Origin of the sequence: Streptomyces botrytidirepellens (genome assembly GCF_003721215.1) — a bacterium.
GTDB classification, from domain to species: Bacteria; Actinomycetota; Actinomycetes; order Streptomycetales; family Streptomycetaceae; genus Streptomyces; species Streptomyces himastatinicus.
The window spans coordinates 1-22,060 of sequence record NZ_RIBZ01000854.1 but is presented as its reverse complement, the minus strand read 5'-3'; the positions used below and the strand labels follow the sequence as shown (position 1 = coordinate 22,060).

At 69.8% G+C, this 22,060-nt stretch carries 22 protein-coding genes, 1 pseudogene and 1 riboswitch; of the genes and pseudogenes, 9 read left to right on the top strand and 14 right to left on the bottom strand.

Features of this window, described 5'->3' with window-relative positions:
- The 9 genes and pseudogenes from EEJ42_RS45345 to EEJ42_RS45305 form a co-directional block, all read right to left on the bottom strand.
- Positions 1–375: pseudogene (locus EEJ42_RS45345) on the bottom strand (SAM-dependent methyltransferase); the annotation flags it as partial.
- Between the two features lie 206 nt (positions 376–581).
- Entirely contained in the window at positions 582–1,967 is a 1,386-nt protein-coding gene (locus tag EEJ42_RS45340) for an NAD(P)/FAD-dependent oxidoreductase (RefSeq protein ID WP_123107975.1), read from the bottom strand.
- A 396-nt stretch (positions 1,968–2,363) separates the two neighbouring features.
- Positions 2,364–3,326, bottom strand: a complete 963-nt coding sequence (locus EEJ42_RS45335; RefSeq protein WP_123107974.1) for a Ppx/GppA phosphatase family protein — start codon at positions 3,324–3,326, stop codon at positions 2,364–2,366.
- Positions 3,323–3,871: a DUF501 domain-containing protein gene (locus EEJ42_RS45330; protein WP_123107973.1), complete on the bottom strand. Its 549-nt coding sequence runs from the start codon at positions 3,869–3,871 to the stop codon at positions 3,323–3,325. The genes EEJ42_RS45335 and EEJ42_RS45330 overlap by 4 nt, the downstream gene beginning before the upstream one ends.
- Before the next feature lie 67 nt (positions 3,872–3,938).
- Complete coding sequence (locus EEJ42_RS45325; RefSeq protein WP_009717322.1) at positions 3,939–4,418, bottom strand: FtsB family cell division protein; 480 nt, start codon at positions 4,416–4,418, stop codon at positions 3,939–3,941.
- Positions 4,419–4,543: 125 nt separating this feature from the next.
- On the bottom strand, positions 4,544–5,860 hold the full coding sequence (gene eno / locus EEJ42_RS45320) for a phosphopyruvate hydratase (RefSeq protein ID WP_184503582.1): 1,317 nt from the start codon (positions 5,858–5,860) through the stop codon (positions 4,544–4,546).
- Positions 5,861–5,944: 84 nt separating this feature from the next.
- Complete coding sequence (locus EEJ42_RS45315) at positions 5,945–6,619, bottom strand: LysM peptidoglycan-binding domain-containing protein (RefSeq protein ID WP_123107970.1); 675 nt, start codon at positions 6,617–6,619, stop codon at positions 5,945–5,947.
- Positions 6,620–6,625: 6 nt separating this feature from the next.
- Positions 6,626–6,793, bottom strand: a riboswitch (cyclic di-AMP (ydaO/yuaA leader).
- Positions 6,794–7,047: 254 nt separating this feature from the next.
- Positions 7,048–8,010, bottom strand: coding sequence for a LysM peptidoglycan-binding domain-containing protein (locus EEJ42_RS45310; protein ID WP_184503581.1), 963 nt, complete (start codon positions 8,008–8,010; stop codon positions 7,048–7,050).
- Between the two features lie 114 nt (positions 8,011–8,124).
- Positions 8,125–9,378: a cytochrome P450 family protein gene (locus tag EEJ42_RS45305; RefSeq protein WP_184503580.1), complete on the bottom strand. Its 1,254-nt coding sequence runs from the start codon at positions 9,376–9,378 to the stop codon at positions 8,125–8,127.
- 618 nt (positions 9,379–9,996) lie between these two features.
- On the opposite strand from EEJ42_RS45305, the gene EEJ42_RS45300 reads away from it, so the two are divergent.
- The 7 genes from EEJ42_RS45300 to EEJ42_RS45270 all read left to right on the top strand — a co-directional run bounded on the left by EEJ42_RS45300 (position 9,997) and on the right by EEJ42_RS45270 (position 16,017).
- Complete coding sequence (locus EEJ42_RS45300) at positions 9,997–11,109, top strand: ATP-binding protein (protein ID WP_123107968.1); 1,113 nt, start codon at positions 9,997–9,999, stop codon at positions 11,107–11,109.
- Positions 11,106–11,504, top strand: a complete 399-nt coding sequence (locus tag EEJ42_RS45295) for a roadblock/LC7 domain-containing protein (RefSeq protein ID WP_123107967.1) — start codon at positions 11,106–11,108, stop codon at positions 11,502–11,504. Before EEJ42_RS45300 ends, EEJ42_RS45295 begins: the two co-directional genes overlap by 4 nt.
- Positions 11,501–11,872, top strand: coding sequence for a DUF742 domain-containing protein (locus EEJ42_RS45290; protein WP_009717315.1), 372 nt, complete (start codon positions 11,501–11,503; stop codon positions 11,870–11,872). The genes EEJ42_RS45295 and EEJ42_RS45290 overlap by 4 nt, the downstream gene beginning before the upstream one ends.
- On the top strand, positions 11,847–12,437 hold the full coding sequence (locus tag EEJ42_RS45285) for a GTP-binding protein (protein ID WP_123107966.1): 591 nt from the start codon (positions 11,847–11,849) through the stop codon (positions 12,435–12,437). Before EEJ42_RS45290 ends, EEJ42_RS45285 begins: the two co-directional genes overlap by 26 nt.
- A gap of 9 nt (positions 12,438–12,446) precedes the next feature.
- On the top strand, positions 12,447–13,817 hold the full coding sequence (locus EEJ42_RS45280) for a cytochrome P450 (protein WP_123107965.1): 1,371 nt from the start codon (positions 12,447–12,449) through the stop codon (positions 13,815–13,817).
- A gap of 207 nt (positions 13,818–14,024) precedes the next feature.
- Positions 14,025–15,227 carry a cytochrome P450 gene (locus tag EEJ42_RS45275; protein ID WP_123107964.1) on the top strand — a complete coding sequence of 401 codons (1,203 nt, stop codon included), beginning with the start codon at positions 14,025–14,027 and terminating at the stop codon, positions 15,225–15,227.
- A gap of 34 nt (positions 15,228–15,261) precedes the next feature.
- The gene (locus EEJ42_RS45270) at positions 15,262–16,017 is read left to right on the top strand and encodes an enoyl-CoA hydratase/isomerase family protein (protein WP_123107963.1); all 756 of its coding nucleotides are present in this window, start codon (positions 15,262–15,264) and stop codon (positions 16,015–16,017) included.
- A gap of 72 nt (positions 16,018–16,089) precedes the next feature.
- Here EEJ42_RS45270 and EEJ42_RS45265 read toward each other — a convergent pair whose 3' ends face one another.
- The 4 genes from EEJ42_RS45265 to EEJ42_RS45250 form a co-directional block, all read right to left on the bottom strand.
- Entirely contained in the window at positions 16,090–16,509 is a 420-nt protein-coding gene (locus EEJ42_RS45265) for a DUF6479 family protein (protein WP_123107962.1), read from the bottom strand.
- Between the two features lie 41 nt (positions 16,510–16,550).
- Positions 16,551–17,546, bottom strand: a complete 996-nt coding sequence (locus EEJ42_RS45260; protein ID WP_063736057.1) for a nucleoside triphosphate pyrophosphohydrolase — start codon at positions 17,544–17,546, stop codon at positions 16,551–16,553.
- A gap of 14 nt (positions 17,547–17,560) precedes the next feature.
- Entirely contained in the window at positions 17,561–18,178 is a 618-nt protein-coding gene (locus EEJ42_RS45255) for a SurA N-terminal domain-containing protein (protein ID WP_123107961.1), read from the bottom strand.
- A 135-nt stretch (positions 18,179–18,313) separates the two neighbouring features.
- Positions 18,314–19,030: an HNH endonuclease family protein gene (locus tag EEJ42_RS45250; protein ID WP_246097849.1), complete on the bottom strand. Its 717-nt coding sequence runs from the start codon at positions 19,028–19,030 to the stop codon at positions 18,314–18,316.
- Between the two features lie 62 nt (positions 19,031–19,092).
- On the opposite strand from EEJ42_RS45250, the gene EEJ42_RS45245 reads away from it, so the two are divergent.
- The gene (locus EEJ42_RS45245; RefSeq protein WP_123107960.1) at positions 19,093–20,574 is read left to right on the top strand and encodes a DUF2079 domain-containing protein; all 1,482 of its coding nucleotides are present in this window, start codon (positions 19,093–19,095) and stop codon (positions 20,572–20,574) included.
- On the opposite strand, the gene EEJ42_RS45240 is transcribed toward EEJ42_RS45245, so the two are convergent.
- Complete coding sequence (locus EEJ42_RS45240; protein ID WP_123107959.1) at positions 20,546–21,337, bottom strand: VOC family protein; 792 nt, start codon at positions 21,335–21,337, stop codon at positions 20,546–20,548. The genes EEJ42_RS45245 and EEJ42_RS45240 overlap by 29 nt on opposite strands.
- A 113-nt stretch (positions 21,338–21,450) precedes the next feature.
- Between EEJ42_RS45240 and EEJ42_RS45235 the strand changes: the two genes are divergently transcribed.
- Complete coding sequence (locus EEJ42_RS45235; protein WP_123107958.1) at positions 21,451–22,008, top strand: RDD family protein; 558 nt, start codon at positions 21,451–21,453, stop codon at positions 22,006–22,008.
- The last annotated feature ends 52 nt before the right edge of the window (positions 22,009–22,060 follow it).

Sequence of the window (22,060 nt, the reverse complement as noted above, 5' to 3'; positions counted from 1 at the left end):
GGGTCCGGCGAGGGCCACCAGATCGCGGACGGCCGCGCGCACCTTCGGGTCGCGCGCGGCCTTCAGGGCCGCGGCGAGGCGGGCCCGGCGCGGGGCCGCGGGTTCGTCCCGCTCCCACAGCAGCCCGGCCAGCTGGTCCAGCGCCTCGTAGAGGTCGCCCTCGACGTCGAGGTCGCCCGCCACCCAGGCCCGGGCCAGGCCGAGTTCGCCCGGCTTCCACAGCATCCGGCGGAGCGCCCTGCGGCGCCGCAGGACGAGGACGGGGGCGCCGGGCGGACCGGTCTCGCTGCGGTCCCAGGCCCGGATGCGGAGGGGGAGCGGGGCTCCCAGCGCCTCCTCGGCCAGGGCGGCGAGTCGCGCGGCGGCGTGGGTCATCTCGGCACACCTCCATGATGGCGAGTCAGGGAAGATACTCACCACGTAAACACCATGGAACCGCCCGTACAGTCCCGCCGACACGTCTGGAAACGGTAAAAAGGCACACGCGAAGGGCGTCCGCCCCACGGATGGCGGACGCCCTCGGCGTTCTCTCGGTATTCAGATGTTCCGGATGTTCAGCTGCCCGGTGCCGGGGTCCGGGGTCAGGACGCCTTGGCCTTCTCCGCGGCGACCTCGGCGGATGCCTTCGCGGCGGCGGCCGCGGAGACCGGGGCGGCGGCCTCGTAGAACTCCTCGCGGGGGTTCTCCATGGCGCCGAGGGAGACGACCTCGCGCTTGAGGAACATGCCCAGCGTCCAGTCGGCGAAGACCCGGATCTTGCGGTTGAAGGTCGGCATCGCCATGCCGTGGTAGCCACGGTGCATGTACCAGGCCAGCCGGCCCTTGAGCTTGATCTTCATCTTGCCGAGGACGATCATCGCGACGCCCTTGTGGAGGCCGAGACCCGCGACGGCGCCCTTGTTGGCGTGCTTGTACTCGCCCTGCGGGAAGCCCCGCATGCCCGAGATCACGTTGTCGCCGAGGACCTTGGCCTGGCGCAGCGCGTGCTGGGCGTTCGGCGGGCACCAGGCGCCCTCGCCGCCGGCGAGGTCCGGCACCTGGGCGTTGTCGCCCGCGGCCCAGATGTAGTCGGTGCCCTTCACCTGGAGGGTCGCGCCGGTGTCCACGTGGCCGCGCGGGCCGAGCGGGAGACCGAACCGGGCGAGCGCCGGGTTGGGCTTGACGCCCGCGGTCCACACGATGGTGTTGGAGTCGACCTCGAGGCCGTTCTTGAGCACCACGTGGCCGTCGACGCAGGAGTTCATCGAGGTGTTGAGGTAGATCTCGACACCGCGGTTCTGGAGGTGCTCCAGACCCCACTGGCCGAGCTTCGGGCCCACCTCGGGGAGGATCTTGTCGGCCGCGTCGACGAGTACGAAGCGCATGTCCTCGCGCTTCACGTTCGGGTAGTACTTGGCCGCGTCGCGGGCCATGTCCTCGACCTCGCCGATGGTCTCCGCACCCGCGAAGCCACCGCCGACGAAGACGAAGGTGAGCGCCTTGCGGCGGATGTCCTCGTCCGTGGTGGAGTCGGCCTTGTCGAGCTGCTCGAGAACGTGGTTGCGCAGGCCGATGGCCTCTTCTATGCCCTTCATCCCGATGCCGTTCTCGGCCAGGCCGGGAATCGGGAAGGTGCGGGAGACCGCGCCCATCGCGATGACGAGGTAGTCGAAGGGCAGCTCGTACGACTCGCCGACGAGCGGCTGGACGACGGCGACCTTGCGGTCCTGGTCGATGTTCGACACCCGGCCGGTGAGGACCTCCGCCTTGGGGAGCACACGCCGCAGCGGAACCACGACGTGGCGCGGAGAGATGCTGCCGGCCGCAGCTTCGGGGAGGAAGGGCTGGTACGTCATGTACGAGCGGGGGTCGACGACCGTGACAGTCGCCTCGCCGTACCGCATCTTCTTGAGGATGCGGCGCGCCGCGTACAGGCCTACGTACCCACCGCCTACAACGAGGATCCTGGGACGCTCCGTGGTGCTCATGATTCGAGTATCCAGCACCCCCCGAGGGGGACCTCGTGAGCCCCTTCACAAGCAATGTGGGGGTATCTGCTACACTCCGCCGCCCCCGTGACGGACGCCATAGCGCCGCGGGGGAACCGGGAAGCGGATCAAGACGTTCCCAGCCCCGCTGAGCAGCAATAGTCGTTGAACGCGCGGGTAGACCACGAGGTTCCCGGGCGGCCCGGGGATCGGGCCGATCGGCCATGATCGGGCCCGAGTTGATGAACACCGTCACCAATAGCGGCCCCGAGGCGGCCCGGAAGGCGGCCACCAGGCACCTTTTTCATGTGAAGAGTTTCACGAACTCTTTTTGCGGCGGTCCGCGGAAGGCCCCCGAAGGGCCCTCCCGGGCCGCTCAGACGATATCGGTCCCGCTCAGGCGATGCTCCAGGCGATGCCGTCGAGGATGTCGTGTTCACTCACGACGACCTCCTCCGCACCGGTCCGATTCATGATCGACAGCAGCACCAGGGCGCCCGCGGTGATCACGTCGACCCGGCCCGGATGCATCGCCCCGATCGCCGCCCGCTCCTCGTGGGTCGAGGTCAGCAGCTTGGCCGTGATCTCGCCGACCTGGCCGGCGTGGACCCGGGCGTGGTGGATCGCGGCCGGGTCGTACTCCGTCAGACCCAGCGCGATGGCGGCGACGGTGGTGACCGTACCGGCCAGCCCGACCAGGGTGTGGCCGCCCTCGCCGGGGCGGCAGCCGCCGGTGAGCGGCACCGTCTCCTCGGCGAGGTCCAGCGCCCGCTCGATGTCCGCCCTGACGGCCGAGATCTGATCCTCCGTCGGCACCTCGGCGACCTGGCCGTCCACGACGAGATGGCGCTCCGTCAGCCGCACACAGCCGATGTCGACGCTGCGGGCCGCCCGCACCCCGTCGTCGCCGCTGACGAACTCGGTCGAGCCGCCGCCGATGTCCACCACCAGGAACGGGCCGCTCAGGTGCTCGTGTCCGGTCAGCTCCTTGGTCGCCCCGGTGAAGGAGAACGCCGCCTCCTGATCGCCGGTGATCACCTCGGGCTCGACGCCGAGGATGTCCACGACGCCGCGCACGAACTCCTCGCGGTTCTCGGCGTCCCGCGAGGCCGAGGTGGCGACGAAGCGGACGCGCTCGGCGCCCAGCCCGCGTATGACCTCCGCGTACTCCCGGCACGCGGCGAAGGTGCGCTCCAGCGCCTCGGGGGCCAGCCGCCCGGTGCGGTCCACGCCCTGGCCCAGCCGGACGATCGTCATCCGGCGGTCCAGCTCGGTCAGCTCACCCGTGGTCGGGTCGGCGTCGGCGACCAGCAGCCGGATCGAATTGGTGCCGCAGTCCACGGCCGCGACGCGGGTCACGCGGTCTCCTCCCGTTCCGGCTCGACGGCTCCGCAGGGGCTCACGCACGGGCCCTTGCGCCACCACTCGGGCAGCAGCGCGATCGCCTCGTCGCCGAGCGGATTGACCCCGGGACCGGCCGCGAGGGAGTGGCCGACCAGGACGTGCAGGCACTTCACCCGGTCCGGCATGCCGCCCGCGCTCGGGAAGCCCTCCAGCACCTCGATGGCGTCGCGGCGCGCGATGTAGTCCTCGTGGGCGGCGCGGTAGGCGGCGGCCAGTTCGGGGTCCTCGCCCAGCCGGGCCGTCATCTCCTTCATCACGCCCTCGGCCTCCAGCGTGCCGATCGCGGACGCGGCGCGCGGGCAGGTCAGGTAGTACGTGGTGGGGAACGGCGTGCCGTCCTCGAGGCGCGGCGCGGTCTCGACCACATCGGGGTTGCCGCAGGGGCAGCGGTGCGCGACGGCGCGCAGGCCCCGCGGGAGGCGGTTCAGCTGCTCCTTGACGGCGGCGATGTCCGCGTCGGTGGGCGCGGTGGGCTCCGTCTGCGGAGGGGGCGTGTCCATGAGGGGAAAGTTCTCTTCGATCGGTGTCGGGCCGGGTGCGACCGTGACGGGCGCCGGGCGCGGCGCGTCAGCGGTCCGCGGCGGCGGCCGCCTTCGGCGCGTCCGCCGTGTCCACGGCGTCCCAGAGGTTGGTGTACCAGGGGCGGTCGGCCGCGCCCCGGTCGGTGGAGCGCTCGGCCCGGGCACCGGGGTCCACCATGCTGAAGCCGGTCTCGCCCGGCATCAGATAGTGCAGATGCTCGCGGGCCTGCCGCTCGATGTACGCGGGGTCGCGCAGCCGGGCCTTCTGCTCGCGCAGCTTGGCCACCTCGGCGCGCTCGCGCTGGGCCTGGCGCCGCTGGTCGGCGATCTCCGAGCGCTGGGAGATGTACTGCCGCATCGGATAGGCCAGCGCGACCACCAGGGAGCAGACGACCAGCGCGAGGAGGGCGGCCCGGCCGGTGAGCCGGCTGCGGCGGCGCTTGATCCGGGCACGGTAGACCCGGGCGGCGGCGTGTTCGCCGAGCGCCTTGAGCCTGGTCGCGGTGGAGAACCGATCCGCCGGCACGTCGCCTCCCCGGTGATGACTTCGCTTGAGCACCCGCTTGAGTGGGGGCCGTCCCCGGCCACGGTACGGGACCGGGGCCGGGGACATGCGTCAGACGTGTCCGCTCCTCGAGGTTCGAGAAGCGGTCAGCCCTTGAAGCGCGGGAAGGCGGAGCGGCCCGCGTACACCGCGGCGTCGTCGAGGATCTCCTCGATGCGCAGCAGCTGGTTGTACTTGGCCACCCGCTCGGAGCGGGCCGGGGCGCCGGTCTTGATCTGGCCGCAGTTGGTGGCGACGGCCAGGTCGGCGATCGTGACGTCCTCGGTCTCACCGGAGCGGTGCGACATCATGCACTTGAAGCCGCTGCGCTGGGCCAGCTCGACGGCGTCGAGGGTCTCGGTCAGCGAGCCGATCTGGTTGACCTTGACCAGCAGGGCGTTCGCGGTGTCGTTCTCGATGCCGCGGGCCAGCCGCTCGGGGTTGGTCACGAACAGGTCGTCGCCGACCAGCTGGACCTTGTCACCGAGCTGCTCGGTGATCGTCTTCCAGCCGTCCCAGTCCTCCTCGTTCAGCGGGTCCTCGATGGAGACCAGCGGGTACGCCTCGACCAGCTCGGCGTAGTACGCGGTCATCTCGGACGCGGTGCGGGCCTTGCCCTCGAACTGGTAGACGCCGTCCTTGTGGAACTCGGAGGCGGCGACGTCGAGCGCGAGCGCGATGTCCTGGCCGGGCTGGTAGCCGGCCTTCTTGATGGCCTCGACGATCAGGTCGAGGGCGTCCCGGTTGGAGTCGAGGTTCGGCGCGAAGCCGCCCTCGTCACCGAGACCGGTGGACAGGCCGCGCTCCTTCAGCACGCCCTTCAGGGTGTGGTAGACCTCGGCACCCCAGCGCAGGGCCTCGGAGAAGGACTCCGCGCCGACCGGCGCGATCATGAACTCCTGGATGTCCACATTGGAGTCGGCGTGCGAGCCGCCGTTGAGGATGTTCATCATCGGGACCGGCAGCAGGTGCGCGTTCGGGCCGCCGAGGTAACGGAAGAGGGGCAGGTCGGACGCCTCGGAGGCGGCGTGCGCCACGGCGAGGGAGACGCCGAGGATGGCGTTGGCGCCGAGCGAGGACTTGTCCGGAGTGGCATCCAGATCGAACATCGCCTGGTCGATCAGGCGCTGCTCGGTGGCGTCATAACCGACCAGCTCGGGGCCGATCTGCTCGATGACGGCGAGGACGGCCTTCTCCACGCCCTTGCCGCCATAGCGGTTCTTGTCGCCGTCACGGAGTTCGAGGGCCTCGAAGGCGCCGGTGGAGGCGCCGGACGGGACGGCGGCACGGCCGGTGCTGCCGTCGTCGAGGCCGACCTCGACCTCGACCGTGGGGTTGCCTCGCGAGTCGAGGATCTCGCGAGCTACGACGACGTCGATGGACGGCACGAGGTTCTCCTTCGTATGGGACTTCGGTAGCAGCATGAGCCTAACCGCACCGAAGCCCCGGCGGGGTGCACCGTGGGGGCGGCGCACCCGGCCGGGGCTCGTTGACTACGGTGTGGCTGCTCAGCTCAGGTGGAGCTGCTGGCCGGGGAAGATCAGGTCGGCCTTCGGGATGATGTTCTTGTTCAGCTCGAAGAGCTTCTTCCAGCCGCCCTTGACGTCCTCCGCCTTGGCGATCTTGCCGAGGGTGTCACCGGACTTGACCTTGTACTCGCCGTCGCCCTTCTTGATCGGGCCGCGGGCCTGGTCACGCGCGGCGTGCTCGGGCGCGCTGCGGGGCGCGGCCTTCGGCTTGGCGGACGGGGCCGACTGCGAGGAGTCGGACTGGCTCTGCGACGGGGTGGACGGCGCCGGGGCGGACGGGGCGCCGCCGCTGGTCAGGCCCTTGCCGCAGACCGGCCAGGCGCCCTTGCCCTGGCTGGCCAGGACCTTCTCGGCCACCTGGATCTGCTGGGCCTTGCCGGCCTTGTCGGCGGTGGGTGCGAAGGCGGTACCGCCGTACGCGGCCCAGGTGGAGGAGGAGAACTGAAGGCCGCCGTAGTAACCGTTGCCGGTGTTGATCGACCAGTTGCCGCCGGACTCGCACTGCGCGACCTGGTCCCACTGGGACGTGGTGGCGGCAGAGGCGGACGTCGCACCGATGAGCGGAGTGGCCACAGCGGCTCCGGCGAGGCCGGCGAGCGCGGCGAAACGAGTGGCCTTGGAAGGACGACGGTGCTTGCCCTGAGCGTTGGACATGTTCGTTCGTTTCCTCACCGACGCCTACGAGGTGAGCTGTCGGGTTCGGGCGTGAGTTGCCCGGCTGGGTGCGGGGGTCCGCACCCTGCTTCACCCCTAGCCGCTCGGCCGATCTTGCTGGCCTCCCGGCACTTACCTTGGGTCCCCCGCTCCTGCCTTCGGCGCTGGCGCGTCGGTACCGGTCGACCGCCGGCAGGACTCGGCGTGACGGTCGACGGTGCTCGCGGTGGCGAGCGGAAAGACGTTAAACACACGTGCGGGAAACGTTCAAACACCCTTATCGCAGCGAAGAGGGCTGTTATCGATCTCACCCGGCCCACATCGGCGCAGGTGGGGCCGGGTGCGGAGAGACCGGACACCTCGGACGCCCCGGAAAATGTGACGAGAGGTATGTCTCACCGGCTCCAGATCGGGCAAATCACCCCGAACTACTGGCCCCTGACGGTGAGATCAAGTCGCTGACCAGGGAGAATGAGATCCGGGTCGGTTCCGATGAGGTTCTCGTTGGACTCGTAGAGCCGACGCCAGTCGGCGCCCAATTCCTGCTTTTCGGCGATTGCTGAAAGGTTGTCACCCGGACGCACTGTGTAGCCGCCATCCGTGGGGTTTTCGGCCCTGTCGGCACCGCCGCGCGAGGCGTGGTCGCTCGGCCGCTCCCCCGCGTCCCGTTCGCCCCGGTGTGCGCCGGAGGCACCTTCGGAGCCGCCCCCGGTGGAGGAGGGGGTCGGCGAGGGGTCGGACGCGCCGGGAGAAGGCGCGCCGGAAGAGGGGGACGGGGAGGACGCGTCGTCGTCCGGGCCGCCGGAGTCGTTCGAGTCGTCCGAGTCGCCCGGCGTGGCCGAGTCCTGGGGCCGCTCCGGCTCCGCGGACGCGTCGGAGGGGTCCGATGCGTCCGGCGCCTTGCCGGCCGAATCGCCGCGGTCCCGGGCGTCGGACCGGTCGCGGTCCTCGCGCTCCGCGTCGTCCTGCTGCGAGGGGCGCGCCGTGCTGCCGGGGTTCACGTCCGGGGCGTCGCCGCCGTCGGTCAGCCCGGCGTTCAGCGCGCAGCTGGGCCAGGCGTCCGGGCCGCGGTCGCCGAGGATCGACTCGGCGACGGCTATCTGCTGGGAGCGGCTGGCGAGGTCGGGGCGCGGGGCGTAGCTGGTGCCGCCGTACTTCTTCCACATGTCGAGGGTCAGCTGAAGGCCGCCGTAGAAGCCGTTGCCCTCGTTGGCGCTCCACATCCCGGCGCTCTCGCACTCGGCGACCTGGTCCCATGTGTCGGCGGGGGCGGCCTGGGCGCCGGTCGCCCCGAAGAGCGGGAGGGCGATGCTCGCACCGGTCACCCCCGCCGCGACGACGATGGCCGGAGCCTGGCGGGGGCGGCGGTGACGTCCGTTCCCGGAAAGCATGCGAATCGCCTCTCGTGTGGGGGCTCGGTTTGTCGGTTGAACATAGCGACGCCACACGATCATCACAAGCCGGTGTATCTCAGGTCACGTCACGGTCACATGGCTGACCGGATGTCACTTTCCCCAGGTCACCGGAAGGGTGCGCAGTCCGCGCATGATGAGCCCGCCGCGCCAGCGCAGGTCGTCCGGCTCCACCGCGAGCCGGAGGTCGGGGATGCGGCGCAGCAGGGTGGCGAGCGCGGTCTGCGCCTCGAGGCGGGCCAGCGGGGCGCCCAGACAGTAATGGATGCCGTGGCCGTAGCCGAGGTGCTGGTTGTCGGTGCGGGCGAGGTCGAGGACGTCGGGGTCGGCGAAGCGCTCGGGGTCGCGGTCGGCGGCGGCGAGCACCACCAACACCGGTTCTCCTTCGGCGATGTGCTGCCCGCCGATGGTCACGGGCTCGGTGGCGAACCGCCAGGTGGCCATCTCCACCGGGCCGTCGTAGCGCAGCAGTTCCTCGACCCCGGTGGCGAGCAGTTCCTCGTCCCCTTCTTCTGCTTCTTCCAGGGACCGTTGCAGCCGGGCCCGCTGCCCGGGATGGCGCAGCAGCGCGTAGAGGCCGTTGCCGATCAGATTGACGGTGGTCTCGAAACCCGCGAACAAAAGGATGAAGGCCATCGCCGCGGCCTCGTTCTCGGTGAGATGGTCACCGTGGTCGCCGGCCCGGATCAGATCCGACATCAAGTCGTTGCCGAGCGCGGCGCGCTTACGGTGAATCAACTCGGCCAGATAGGCGCGGATTTTCTTCACCGCGCGGGCCACTCCCCCGCGCGGGCCCCCGCCGTGCCGGATCATCGTTCCGGCCCAGTCCCGGAAGTCGTCCTGGTCCTCGCGCGGAACGCCGAGCAGGTCGCAGATCGCGTAGATGGGGAGAGGAAAGGCGAACTCATGGATGAGGTCCGCCTCTCCCCGGTCCGCGAAGGCGTCGATGAGGTCGTCGGTCAGCTCGCGCACCCGCGGGGCGAACGCGGCGACGCGGCGCGGGGTGAACGCCTTGGACACCAGCCGCCGCAGCCGGGTGTGGTCCGGGGGATCGATATTGAGCAGATGTGTCATCAGATCCGCGCGCTGCTCGCCCGGGATGCCCACTTTGCCCCGGGCGTGAGCGGACTCACTGTGCCGCTGGGGGTTCTTCGAGAGCCGGGCGTCGGCGAGGGCCTGGCGGGCGTCGGCGTAGCGAGTCACCAGCCAGGCCTCGACCCCGCTGGGGAGCGTGGTCCGATGCACCGGGGCATGCTCGCGTAGCCAGGCGTATGCGGGGTAGGGATCAGTGGCGAACTCCCAGGTGAAGAGGGTGGGAGCGGAGGCGGGGCAGGGCTGATCGGACACGGCCCCGACGATACCGGCCGCGACCCATGGATTCCGATACGCCACTTATCGGAAGTAAATCCATAACGCGCAAGTAAAGCCAATTAATGTCGAAGCAATTCGACGACCTTCTCCACACACCCTCCACGATGCGCTCACAGCGCGAGGCGAATGCCCGATATCTGATGGCTGTGACCATCGCCCGGAACGGGCCGCTGCGCCCACCACCCCGACCTGCGGAACATGCGCTGACGTCGCCCAATGAGGCAAAATGCGGGGATGGCTGAAACAGTGTCAGGTGGTTGAATGGGACTCCGGCACATGCACGGGGCCACCTGCCCCTGGTGATACGATCACCGCGCTTGCCAGGCGAGCCAAGGGCCCGTAAGACACACGGCGATCCGGTAAATCAGCCGAGAGGGTTACCACTCTGAGGAGCACTATGCCGCCAGTTGGGCATATGGAGCCGTGCCGGCGCACCCTTGCCTGTGCGCTGCCCGCGGCAGGTCGAGGGCGATGCGCCCGGTCCCCTCGGGCGCCGTACGGGCGCTGACTTACCGCCGCCTCTCCATATCACCCGGATTCTTACCAGCACCAACCCTTCAGTCCCTGGCGGTCTAGTCGTTTAAAGAGAGTCTTATGACGCATTACATACAGGATCCTGCGCTCTGGGCCCTGATCGCTGGCACGCCTCTCGCCGCAACCGCCATTATCCGCGGGCGAAAAGCGAGAGCGAAGCTCAGTACCGAGAAGGCGGAACTTGAGAACCGCACCGCCGAACTCGAAAACAACTACGCGGCAGCGGTTCAGGACGCTCAGATACGCTCCGAGGAAGCCACCAAGAGCGCGCTGAAGTCCGCCATGCGAACGCTTCAGGGTCTTGCCAACGAACAGCAGCTGGCGATCACGAAGCTCCAGGACCGCTACGGCGAGCACCACATTCTCCAGGACCTGCTGGAGATCGACCACATGAACTCGCAGTTCGGCCGCCGTGCGCAGTCGATCGCCGTTCTGTGCGACGGCTGGCTGGGCCGTCAGCGGGCCGTCGCCTCCGTCTACGACGTGGTGCGCAGCGCGAAGGGCCGCATCCGCCACTACACGCGCGTCGAGATCCGCTCCCAGAGCAACTTCGCCCTGGTCAGCCGGGCCGTCGAACCGGTCGCGCTGGCCCTCGCCGAGCTGCTGGACAACGCGACCAGCTACTCCGCCCCCGACTCCCCCATCGACATCACCATCCGTACCGTCCCCAAGGGCGTCTGCATCATCATCGACGACGCCGGTGTCGGTATGAACGAGGAGGAGAAGAACCGGGCCGACGAACTGCTCTCCGCCCAGCGCGCGGCGGGTGTCACGGGTCTGGGGAACCCGCCGCAGTTCGGTTTCGCGGTGATCGGCGTGCTCGCCTCCCGCTACGGATTCACGGTCTCCGTCGACTCGGCCTCTCCCTACGGTGGTGTGCGCGCGGTAGTGCTTCTTCCCGAGGACCTCCTGACCAACATGCCCGAGCCGGAAGAACAGCCCGCACCCCGTACGTCCCAGGCGGCCGCCGCCCCCGAGGAGAGCGATTCCACCGCGGGCGGCCTGCCCAAACGCCGACGCAAGGGGTCCATCTCCATCGTGCCGCGATCAGATGAGGCGAACGCCCCCGCCCGGACGAGCGAGGAAACCGCTTCGATCATGGGCGCGTTCCAGCGCGGCACACAGTCCGGACGCTCCGCAAACCCGAACAGGGAAGGGCATGATCCTCAGTGAACAACGACCTGTCATGGATGCTTGACAGCGCCCTGGAAGTACCCGGGGCACGTCACGCGATCCTGGTGTCCGCCGACGGTCTGCTGATGGCCCGATCTCAAGAGGTCAGGAAGGACGAGGCCGACACCGTCGCCGCCGCGATGAGCGGCATCCAGTCGCTGAGCCGCACCATGGCCGGTTTCTGCGGCGACCCCCATATGAACTGGCGCCAGACCCTGGTGGAGTTCGACGGCGGCTGGGTCTTCCTGATCTCGGCCGGCGAGGGCGCGTACCTGGCGGTCTCCTCCGCGCCCGATGTCGACATGGCCGACATCACCTTCCGTATGCAGCAGCTCGTCGGTCAGCTCGGCAAGGCGCTGACCACTCCGCCCCGCGAAACGGGCGTTCAGGCATGACTGCGCCGGAGGAGCAGGAGCCCGAGTCCGCCGGATTAGTGCGACCGTACGTCATCACCAACGGCCGCGGGCTCCCGGACACCGACCAGTTCAACCTGATCACCCTGGTCACCGCATCCGAACAGAGACGTGCTCCGACGCTCGACCCGGAGAAGCGGAGCCTGCTGGACCTGTGTTCAGGGGGCTATCTCTCGGTTGCCGAGATCGCGGGCCACATGGGACTGCCGATCGGCATCGTCAAGGTCCTGCTGTCCGACCTGTCGTCGGACGGCTATCTGGTCACGCGCGCCCCCGCGCCTCCCGCCCAGCTCGTCGACGTTTCACTCCTTCAGGAGGTACTGGATGGTCTCCAGGCCCGCTTCGGATGAGGACGTCTATCTGGACGACGCGGTGCAGATCGCGGCCAAGATCCTGGTCGTGGGGCACTTCGCGGTCGGAAAGACGACGTTCATCGGCACCATGTCCGAAATACCCCCGCTGCGCACCGAGGAACGGATGACGCAGGCCGGTGCGCACGTCGACGATCTGATGGGCACCCGGGGCAAGACCACGACCACGGTGGCCATGGACTTCGGCCGCCTCACGCTCAGCGAACGCCTTGTCCTCTATCTCTTCGGAACACCCGGACAGGAGCGCTTCGTCCAGGTGTGGGAGGACATGACGCGGGGTGCGCTCGGAGCGCTGATCCTGGTCGATCCGGAACGCCTCAAGGAATCCTTCCCGGTGATCGACCTGGTGGAACAGTACGGACTCCCCTATGCGATTTCCGTCAACCACTTCGATGGCACACCTGTCCGTCCCGATGCGGAACTGCGCGAGGCACTGGACCTGCTGCCCGAGACACCTGTCGTCACCTGTGACGCGCGTGACGAGAAGTCATCGGCCAATGCGCTGATGGCACTTGTTCGCTACCTACAGGAACGTACCCGCTAGGAGCACGTAATGGAGACACAATCGGACTTCCCGGTTCCGCCACCGGGCTGCCCCGCCCACAGCGGCGGCGGCGAGCGGGTGCCGCTGCACGGGCCCGAGTTCGCGGCCGACCCGGATGCCTTCTACGCACACCTCCGGTCGTACGGGCCGATCGCCCCGGTCGAGCTGTCGCCCGGCGTGGAGGCCAACCTCGTCACGGACTACTCGGCGGCCCTCCAGGTGCTACAGAACCCGGATGCCTTCGCCAAGGATGCCCGCCGATGGCGTGATTTCAACGAAGGCAAAGTACCGCAGAACAGTCCGGTTGTGCCCATGCTGGGATATCGCCCGAACTGTCTGTTCACCGACGGGGCGGAGCACCTGCGGCTGCGCCAGGCGGTGACGGACAGCCTGGCGGGGGTGGACCCCCACTGGCTGAGCCGGCACGTCGAGCAGGTCGCCTCTTATCTCATCGCCCAATTCAGCGCCCGCGGCTCGGTCGATCTCCTCAACGACTACGCCAAGATGCTGCCGCTGCTGGTCTTCAACGAGCTTCTCGGCTGCCCGCCGGAAATCGGTGACCGACTGGTCTTCGGCACCTCGGGGATTTTCGACGGCGGGGTCGACGCGGAAAAGGCCAACGAGGAGCTGACCCAGGGCCTCCTCGAACTGGTCGCGCTCAAGCGGCGGCAGCCGGGGAACGATGTCACCTCCCGGCTGATGCAGCACGGCGCGAAGCTGAGCGACGAGGAGATGATTCATCAGCTCGTCATGCTCATCTCGGCCGGTACCGAACCGCAGCGGAACCTCATCGCCAACGGGCTCTACCTCATGCTGTCCGACGAGCGGTATTCGGGCGGCGGGCTGCTGGTGGAGGACGCCATCGACGACGCCCTCTGGAATCAGGCCCCGATGGCGAACTACGCCCCGCACTATCCCGTGCAGGACACGGAATTCGGTAATACCCGGCTGGCCGCAGGCGATTTGATTCTCATCAGCTTCGCTGCGGCAAATACGGACCCCAAGCTCTCCTCGTCCCGCCAGCTCCTGAGCAAGCGGGCCCACCTCGCGTGGAGCGCCGGACCGCACGCCTGCCCGGCCAAGGACCCCGCTCAGCTCATCGCCGTGGCGGCCATCGAGAAGCTGCTCAACCAGCTCCCCGACATCGAGCTCGCGGTGCCCGCGGACAGCCTGACCTGGCGTCCCGGCCCGTTCCACCGGGCGCTCGCCGGATTGCCCGCCCGCTTCGCCCCGGTACAGCCCCGGCAGACCTCCGCACCGCCGACCGGGCAGCGGCAGGCCCCCTCGGCCACTCCTTCGGCCACCCCTCGGAGCCGTCCCCAGGAAAAGCCGGAGAAGGGTAGCTGGTGGAGCTCCTTCTTGGCGTGGTGGAAGGTGTGACGTTGTCCACAATTCGAACCTATTTCACCCTGAATGAACGTTCAAACAAGGGGGTAGAACCTATCGCGAATTCGCGTGATCCACACATCACTCTCGGTAATTCGCGCGAAAAGAGATAGGCATGCCCGGGGTGTTGGACTTGAAGGAGTCATTGTGGAATCTGTCGCTGCCGGCAGCATTGTCGACCGACGTTCCGTAGTTTCACTCATGTCCCGCCTTCGCTCATCGCGAGGACAGTCGAACCCCTACCCGATCTATGCGGAACTCAGGGCGATGGGAGATGTTGTGCCCGCACCCTGGGGCGGCTATCTACTACTCTCCCACGATATCTGCGACCATGTGTTGCGCAGTAAGAAATGGGCGACCTTCGACGCTGAATGGCGGGCCCGGCAGGGCGACGTGAATCGCTGGAACGCGCCGGCCGCTCGACAGCTCAGCCAGACCCTTCAGGGATTGAATCCGCCGGTGCACACCTTGCAGCGGCGGTCCCTGGGGAACATATTCGACCGATTCACCCTCGACACCCTCGAGGAACCGGTCTCACGCATCGCCGACACCCTGCTCGACCGCCTCGGCGAGCAGCTGCGCACCACCAAGGAAGCGGATTTCGCTACCACGGTCGGCGAGGAAATGCCAGCGGCAACAATCAGCCACTGGCTGCGCCTTCCGGAGTCGGATCACGACCTCCTCAAGTCCCTGACCCACGGTCAGGGACTCGCGCAGGAACTCCTGCCTTCCAAGAGCCAGCTCATCCAGGCGAACGAGGCCGCCGAGGGCCTGCGTACGTACTTCACCGAGGTCGTCCGGGAGCGCCGGCAGAACCTCGGGGACGATGTCCTCTCCGACTGGATCCGCACCTGGGACGAGATCGAGCCGGACCGCGCCGTCGCCGACGAAACCCTCTACCACCTGGTGATGTTCATCGTCATCGCCTCGATGGAGACCACCTCGACCCTGCTCTCCAACATGGTGTGGCTGCTCGATCAGCACCCCGGGAGCATGGCCTGGCTGCGGTCCCACCCCGAGCGGGTGCCGCAGGCCGTCGAGGAGGTGCTCCGCTACGACCCGCCGATCCACCTGACGACCCGGGTCGCCACCGAGGACACCATTCTCTCCGGCTTTCGAATATCGAGGGACGAGGTGGTTCACGTGATGCTCGGCGCCGCCAACCACGATCCGGCACACCACACGGATCCGGACACCTTCGACATCCTCCGCACGGGAAGTCATCTCGGTTTCGGCGGCGGAATTCACTACTGCATCGGAGCGGCCCTGGCCCGGCTGGAGGCCGTCGTTCTGCTGAAGTCCCTCGTCAGGCGTTTTCCGACCCTCCGCGTCACCGCTCCCCCGGTGTGGGAGCCGCGCGTCGCCTTCCGGCGGCTCACCGCGCTGCACGTGACCGAGCGCTGAATCCGGCCGAAATACGCCGAAAGACGAGGACCCCATGTTCAACGACCTCAAGACCCTGCGCATCACCGGCGACGGACCCGAACTCCGAGTGGAACTCAACACTCCGGAAACCGGTAACGCGATCAGCGAGGAGATCCTCGACGATCTCCTCGTGGTACTGGAAGAGGTGCACAACCGGCCGGACATCCGGGTGTTGGTGCTCTCCGGCGCCGGACCCGATTTCTGCCGGGGCGGGGACCGTCACGAATTCGCCGGTCAACTCGACCACGACCCCACCGGATCGGGGCTGCGGACCATCGGCGGGAAGGCACGCAGAGTATGCGACGCGCTCGCCACGACCGCCGCCGTCACCATCGCCCGGCTGCACGGACAGGTCATCGGGGCGGGTCTGGCGCTCGCCCTCTTCTGCGATCTGCGCATCGGCGCGTTCGACAGCCGCTTCCGGCTGCCCGAACTCGCCCTCGGCCTCCCGGCCGCCTGGGGCGGCTCCCTGCCGCGGCTGCTGCACGAGGCGGGCGCCGCCAGGATCCGCGAGCTGATCCTGACCGGGAACAGCTTCGACGCCGCCCGCGCGGAACAGCTGTCCGTCCTGCACCGGGTGGTCCCCGAAACCGAACTGGACGACGCGATCAGGGAGTGGTCCAAGCCCGTGCTGCGGCGCTCGGCGGCGGCCCTGCGCACCACCAAGGCCCTGCTGAACTCCTACGCGGCCGCCTCCCGGCTCGGCGACACCACCCTGCTGGACGCCGAGGTGCTGTCGGCCGTGGTCGCGGCGGGGCAGCGGCGCTAGGGGTGTCCGGACGCCGCGGCCTGATCCACGAAGATCCGCCGGGCAGGACCCAGGGGGCGCGGCGCCCGGCGGTCAGCCGCTGCCGAACGATCCGCTGCTGCCCTCGCTCCAGGTCTTCCGGCCCTCGCTGCCGCCCGGGCCGGAGTCCCTGGTGCCCGAGCCGCACAGCTGGTGCGGGCGGCGCCGGACGCCGTCCGGGGACAGCTCCTCGGGCTCCCGGTTCTGCGTCTGGTAGCCGGGCCGGTCCTGATCGTCCTGATGTCCGGGACCGTGACCCGCCTGCCGGGCCTCGCGCTCGCTCTCGTTCACCTGCTGCCAGGCACCGGAGCGGGGCTTCGGCTCCTGCGTCGGGACCGGTTCCCGGGCCCGTACCCGTATGCCGTACCAGGTGGCCACGATGAGGATCACGACCACCACGATGCCGACGACGAGCGGGCCCGTACCGACCACGAAGTCGTGGGGCACCGCAAGATCCATGGCGTACGTATCCATGGCGGCCGGGTACCCCGCACCGGCCGGTTAACCCGTCCCGCTCAGGCCGTGCCCTCCACCGCCAGGATCGCGTCCCGGTAGGCGCGGGCGGCGGCGCGCAGCGCCGTCTCCGGCTCGACGCCCGCCTCCTTGGCACGGATCGCCAGCGCGAGCAGCTCGTAGCCGAAGCCCTCGCCCTCCGGCAGGGCGACCGCGAGCCCGGCGGTACGGGCGCGGGAGGCGAGCTGGGCGGCGAGGGCGAGCGAGGGCTGACCCAGCGGCACCCCTTCGGTGACCGAATCGCGCTGCTTCTCGGCCGCCTTGGTGCGCAGCCAGTGCGCCTTGACGTCCTCGGCGGTCTCCGCGGCCTCCTCGCCGAAGACATGCGGATGGCGGCGGATCAGCTTGTCCACGATGGCCCCGGCCACATCGTCGACCGAGAACGGCTCGTCCTCGTGCTCCTGCGCGATCCGGGCGTGGAAGACGACCTGGAGCAGCACATCGCCCAGCTCCTCGCGCAGCGCCTCCCGGTCGCCCTCCTCGATGGCCTCGACGAGTTCGTACGCCTCCTCGATGCCGTACTTGACCAGCTCCTCGTGGGTCCGCGCCCCGCTCCACGGGCACTCCGCGCGGATCCGGTCCATCACCTGGACCAGGTCCAGCAGCCGGGCGCCCGGCAGGTCGTACGAACCGGGCAGCAGCTCCAGGTCCGGCATCGCCTCGCGGCCCGAACCCGCCAGCCGGGCCAGCCCGTCGGTCAGCGCGGACTCGCCGTCGGCCGAGGTGATCACGACGGCGCTGCGGCCGCCCTCCGCGACGCAGTAGTCGACCAGCTCGCGCGCCGCCGGGACCGCGTGCTCGACCTCGATGCCCGCCTCGCGCAGATACGGCAGCTGCGGATGATCGGGATCCCCGCACAGCACCCGGTCGGCGCCGCGCAGCGCCTGCCAGGCGGGCCAGGAGAGCAGCCCGGGCGCCACCCGGTGGCTGGTGGTGAGGAGGACGACGCGGCCGGTGGCGAGGTCGGCCGCGGGGGCGGCGGAGTCAGGCGTGGTCACCCTTGAAACGTAACCTACGCCGGTTGCTGCGAGGCGGTGGAGGTGCGCAGCCAGGCCTCCTTGGCGAGGACCGCGGTGCCCTTGGTGTCGTCCCAGCTGCCGTAGCGCGGGTTGACCTTGATGGCGAGGTCCTTGGAGGTGCGGGTGAAGACCGCGTTGACCTTGGCGACGCCGAGCTTGCGCAGCAGCGCGGTGCGGGTCAGTTCCATGCGGACGGCGCCGTCGATCTGGTCCGGGGCGATGCCCTGCTCCAGGTAGGCGGCGCGCAGCGCGGCGGCCCCGCCGGACTGCTGCTCGGCGGCGGCGCGGGCGCGCTGCACCGCGCGGCGGCTGATGCCGATCCCGTTGTCCTGGCCGGCCCGCTCGATGACCTTGAACTGGATCATGCGGATGAGGGTGTTCTGGGTCAGCTGCCCGCTGGCGGCCACCAGCTGGTCCGCCTTCGGAGAGCCGCGCTGCGCGTCCCGCACGTCCTTCACCTGGGCCTGGAGCTGCGACTCGGTGATCCGGCCGTCGTCCAGGACGGCGGCGGAGCCGGCCCGCGGGGTGCCGCCGCAGGCGGTGAGCAGCGGGGCGCAGACCAGCAGGGCGGACGCGGCGGAGACGGAGAGCGCAGTACGGCGGCGGATCATTGAGCCTCCCGGCAGAGATCGTGCGGCGCGACAAACGATCTGGCGTTGATCGATGGTATGGAGTCGGCGCGGCCTAGGCCACTGCTTGGACAACGATTCACCGGGGTCTTGGTCAGCACCCGGCCACCGGCCGGCTCAGCTGTCCGAGCCCCGTTCGGACGGCGAGGGCACCTTCGCCCCCGGGCACGTGCCCAGCACCCGCTTCATCGCGTCCCGCTCGGGAGGCGTCACCCACAGCTCGTACTTCTTCTTCACCGCCGCCTGGCGCGCCACGTACGCGCAGCGGTACCCCTTGTCGGGCGGCAGCCAGGTCGCCGCGTCGCTGTCCCCCTTGCCGCGGTTGGTGGCGGCGTCCACGGCGATCAGGTTGAGCGGGTCGTTGGCGAACGCGACCCGCTTGTCCCGGTCCCAGGCCCGGGCGCCCTTCTGCCAGGCGTCCGACAGCGCCACCACATGGTCGATGTCGATCTTGCTGTGGCCGCGGACGAACCGCACGCTGCCGCCCGTGTACGGATCGTCGGTGAGGGTGCCCGAGGCCACCTCGCACCGGCCGTCGCGGAGCCGCACGCCGCTCAGGTCGCGCCGGAGGATGTCATCGCGGGTGTCGCAGTGGTTGTCGTCCGTGTCGGTCCAGGGGCTGCCGAACGCGGCGCGCTCGTAACCCGTCTTGGGCGCCCGGCCCTTGACCGTGAGCGAGGCCACGGCGGACATCGCCGGCCCGGACGGTGTGCCGCCCCCGTGCCCGTCCCCGCCCTTGTCCTCGGGCAGGCATCCGGTGAGGGACAGCAGCGCGGCCAGCGCCACGGCCGCGCCCTTTCCCGCCCGACCCGATATCGCGAACCGTTTCCGCAACCGTCCCGCCCCCTTCGCGTATCTTTTCGCACAGACCGCCACCCACACGTTAAGGACCCTGGATGGACACGGCCGCGACAGCCCCGCCCGGCACCACCGCCGAAGGGGCCCCCGCCGCCGCAGGCCGTAGTACCCGGCCCCTCGCCCGGGTAGTCTCGCCGCTGCGCCACTCGCGGCTGGATCCGTACTGGCTGGCCCTCGCCCTGTTCGCCGCCTTCGCGACCCTGTCGGTCTGCCGCTACCGCCGCATGGCCACCATGTCGTGGGACCTGGGCATATTCGAACAGGCGATACGGGCGTACGCGCACCTCCAGGCCCCGATAGCGGACCTCAAGGGCCCCGGCGCCAACATCCTCGGCGACCACTTCAGCCCCATCACGGCCCTCCTCGCCCCGCTCTACCGGATCTTCCCGAGCCCGGTCACGCTGCTCGTCGCGCAGGCCGCCCTGTTCGCGCTCTCCGCCGTCCCCGTGGCCCGGACCGCCGCCCGGCTGCTGGGCCGGGCCCGGGGGCTCGCGATCGGCATCGCGTACGGACTGGCCTGGGGCCTCCAGCGCGCCGTGGACTTCGACTTCCACGAGATCTGCTTCGCCATCCCGCTCATCGCCTTCTCCCTCGAAGCGGTCATCCTCCGGCGCTGGTACGCGGCGATGCTGTGGGCCGCCCCGCTGGTCTTCGTCAAGGAGGACATGGGCGCCACGGTCGCCGCCATCGGCGTCGTCATCGCGATACGCGCCCTGCGCGAGCGGGTGCCGGGCATCGTGCCGCTCGCCGTCGCCCTCATGGGCTTCGGCATCCTGGGGTCGGCGCTCGCGCTCGGCGTCGTCATCCCCGGCTTCAACGGGGCCGGTTCGTACGGCTATTGGGACAAGGTCGGCAGCGGGGGCGGCTCGGACGCCACCATCCCGTTCGTCACCGCGCTGCGCACCCTGCTGTGGGTTCTGCTGCCGACCACCGGGCTGCTCGCGCTGCGCTCCCCGCTGCTGCTGGCCGCCCTGCCCACCCTCGGCTGGCGCTTCGTCTCCCACGACGAGCACTACTGGGGCACGGACTGGCACTACAGCGCGGTGCTGATGCCGGTCGTCTTCCTGGCCCTGGTCGACGCGCTCGACCGGATCGGGGAGGGCCGCCGCGGCTGGCTCGTCCGTTACGCCCGTCAGATGCCCGCCGCGGTCTGCGCCGCCGCCCTGGCCCTGACCACCTCACTGCCGCTGGCCGGGCTCGCCGAAGGGGCCACCTACCGCAAGCCGCCCCACGTCGACGCGGTGGAGCGGCTGCTGGACCGGATACCCGACGGCGCGACCGTCGAGGCCAACGTCGGGCCGATAGCCCGCCTCACCAGCCGCTGCCGGGTCTTCTGGGTCGGCGACACCCAGGGCGTCACCCCGCAGTACCTGGCCCTGGCGGAGCCGCCGGGGCGCACGGTGCGGCAGGAGCTCGCGTACGCCAAGCAGCTGCACCCGCAGGCGCGGTACGAGGCGCTGGCGACCGCCGGGGGCTCCTTCCTGCTCCGGCTCAAGAGCTCATCGGCTGCGGGGCGATGACCGCGAACGGCGCGCCCTGCGGGTCCTGCACCAGGGCCATCCGCCCGGCCACCATGTCGAACGGCGGCTTGAGCACCGTCCCGCCCTCCGCCGACAGCTTCGCCACCGTCCGGTCGGTGTTCTCGACGGAGAAGTAGACCAGCCAGTGCGAGGGCGTCCCGGCCGGAACCCCTTCCCGCAGCGGCTGGAGCCCGCCGACCGTGCGGCCGTTCACGGTGAGCCCGTAGTAGCCCTTGGCGTCGCCCTCCATGGCGGTCGTCTCGATGCCGAGCGCCTCCGCGTAGAACGTGCTCGCCGCCTCGCGGTCGCTGGTGTTCAGCTCGTTCCACACCACCGTGCCCGGTTCGTTGACGATGCCCGCCCCGGGGAACTCCCGCGCCTGCCAGACGCCGAAGACGGCCCCGGTGGGGTCGGCCGCCACCAGCATCTTCCCGAGGTCCATCACGTCCATGACGGGCAGCAGCACGGTGCCGCCGTTGCGGCTGATCGCCTCCGAGGTGGCCTGGGCGTCGGTGGAGGCGAAGTAGGTGGTCCAGACGGTCGGCGGCGCGGGCTGGTCGTCCATCGCCTGCGCGGCCATCACCCCCGCCACCGGCCGGTCCTTCAGCGTGCAGACCGTGTAGCCGCCGACCTCGGCCGGGCCGATCTCCCCGGACCAGCCGAACAGCCCGGTGTAGAAGTCGAGGGCGGCCTGCTGGTCGGGGGCCATCAGATCGACCCAGCAGGGCGTGCCGGGCTCATAGGGAGTGGTGATTTCGGCCATCGCTGCCTCCCGGTCAGACCTCTGCGGTCCATTTTCCCCCGGTACGGCGGGACCGCCACTCGGCGGGGAGGGCGCCGCCGGGCCCCGTCCCGGGCCTTGGCAAGATCTTGAGCATGAGTGATCCACGGGGGCAGCACCAGCCCGTTCCGCATTCCCCTCCGCCGCAGCCCGGCAACCCCTACGCCCAGCCGTACGGCCAGCCGTACGCGCCCCCTTCCCCGCAGCCGCAGCCTCCCCAACCGGTGCGCGTCCCGGAACCGGCCGGTGACGAGCGGCGCATGTTCGCGGCGGCGGTGGACTGCGTCCTGGCCCTGGGCGGCGGCTTTCCCCTCGGCATGGACGTCCTCCCGAAGTTCACGCCCGGAGTCGATCCCCTGCTCCTGGCCGTGGCGTGCGTCTTCGGGCTGTCGATCGTCAACCAGGTGCTGGGCGCCTGGATCTTCCGGGCCTCCCTCGGCAAGTGGATGCTGCGGATGCGCGTCGTGCGCGAGACCGACGCCGGGCGGCCGGGGTTCTGGCGGCTGCTCCACCGCTGGCTGCTCGGGATGACCTGGCTGCCGATGCAGCCGGTGCGCTACCTGGTCTGCGCGGACGGCGATCCGTACGAGGACCACTGCAAGATCCGGTACGTGCGCGTCAAGGACCTGCGGCGGCTGCGGCACCTGGGCTGACGGCCCGCCACGAGGCCCCGAAAAACCGGGCGGCGGCCGACCCTCATCGGGT

Coding starts and splice junctions, on each gene's coding strand:
- EEJ42_RS45340 (WP_123107975.1), bottom strand. CDS start 1,967: ATGAGCACCACGGAGCGTCCCAGGATCCTCGTTGTAGGCGGTGGGTAC.
- EEJ42_RS45330 (WP_123107973.1), bottom strand. CDS start 3,871: ATGGACACGCCCCCTCCGCAGACGGAGCCCACCGCGCCCACCGACGCG.
- eno (WP_184503582.1), bottom strand. CDS start 5,860: ATGCTGCTACCGAAGTCCCATACGAAGGAGAACCTCGTGCCGTCCATC.
- EEJ42_RS45315 (WP_123107970.1), bottom strand. CDS start 6,619: ATGTCCAACGCTCAGGGCAAGCACCGTCGTCCTTCCAAGGCCACTCGT.
- EEJ42_RS45310 (WP_184503581.1), bottom strand. CDS start 8,010: ATGCTTTCCGGGAACGGACGTCACCGCCGCCCCCGCCAGGCTCCGGCC.
- EEJ42_RS45300 (WP_123107968.1), top strand. CDS start 9,997: ATGACGCATTACATACAGGATCCTGCGCTCTGGGCCCTGATCGCTGGC.
- EEJ42_RS45290 (WP_009717315.1), top strand. CDS start 11,501: ATGACTGCGCCGGAGGAGCAGGAGCCCGAGTCCGCCGGATTAGTGCGA.
- EEJ42_RS45285 (WP_123107966.1), top strand. CDS start 11,847: ATGGTCTCCAGGCCCGCTTCGGATGAGGACGTCTATCTGGACGACGCG.
- EEJ42_RS45280 (WP_123107965.1), top strand. CDS start 12,447: ATGGAGACACAATCGGACTTCCCGGTTCCGCCACCGGGCTGCCCCGCC.
- EEJ42_RS45275 (WP_123107964.1), top strand. CDS start 14,025: ATGTCCCGCCTTCGCTCATCGCGAGGACAGTCGAACCCCTACCCGATC.
- EEJ42_RS45270 (WP_123107963.1), top strand. CDS start 15,262: ATGTTCAACGACCTCAAGACCCTGCGCATCACCGGCGACGGACCCGAA.
- EEJ42_RS45265 (WP_123107962.1), bottom strand. CDS start 16,509: ATGGATACGTACGCCATGGATCTTGCGGTGCCCCACGACTTCGTGGTC.
- EEJ42_RS45255 (WP_123107961.1), bottom strand. CDS start 18,178: ATGATCCGCCGCCGTACTGCGCTCTCCGTCTCCGCCGCGTCCGCCCTG.
- EEJ42_RS45245 (WP_123107960.1), top strand. CDS start 19,093: ATGGACACGGCCGCGACAGCCCCGCCCGGCACCACCGCCGAAGGGGCC.
- EEJ42_RS45240 (WP_123107959.1), bottom strand. CDS start 21,337: ATGGCCGAAATCACCACTCCCTATGAGCCCGGCACGCCCTGCTGGGTC.
- EEJ42_RS45235 (WP_123107958.1), top strand. CDS start 21,451: ATGAGTGATCCACGGGGGCAGCACCAGCCCGTTCCGCATTCCCCTCCG.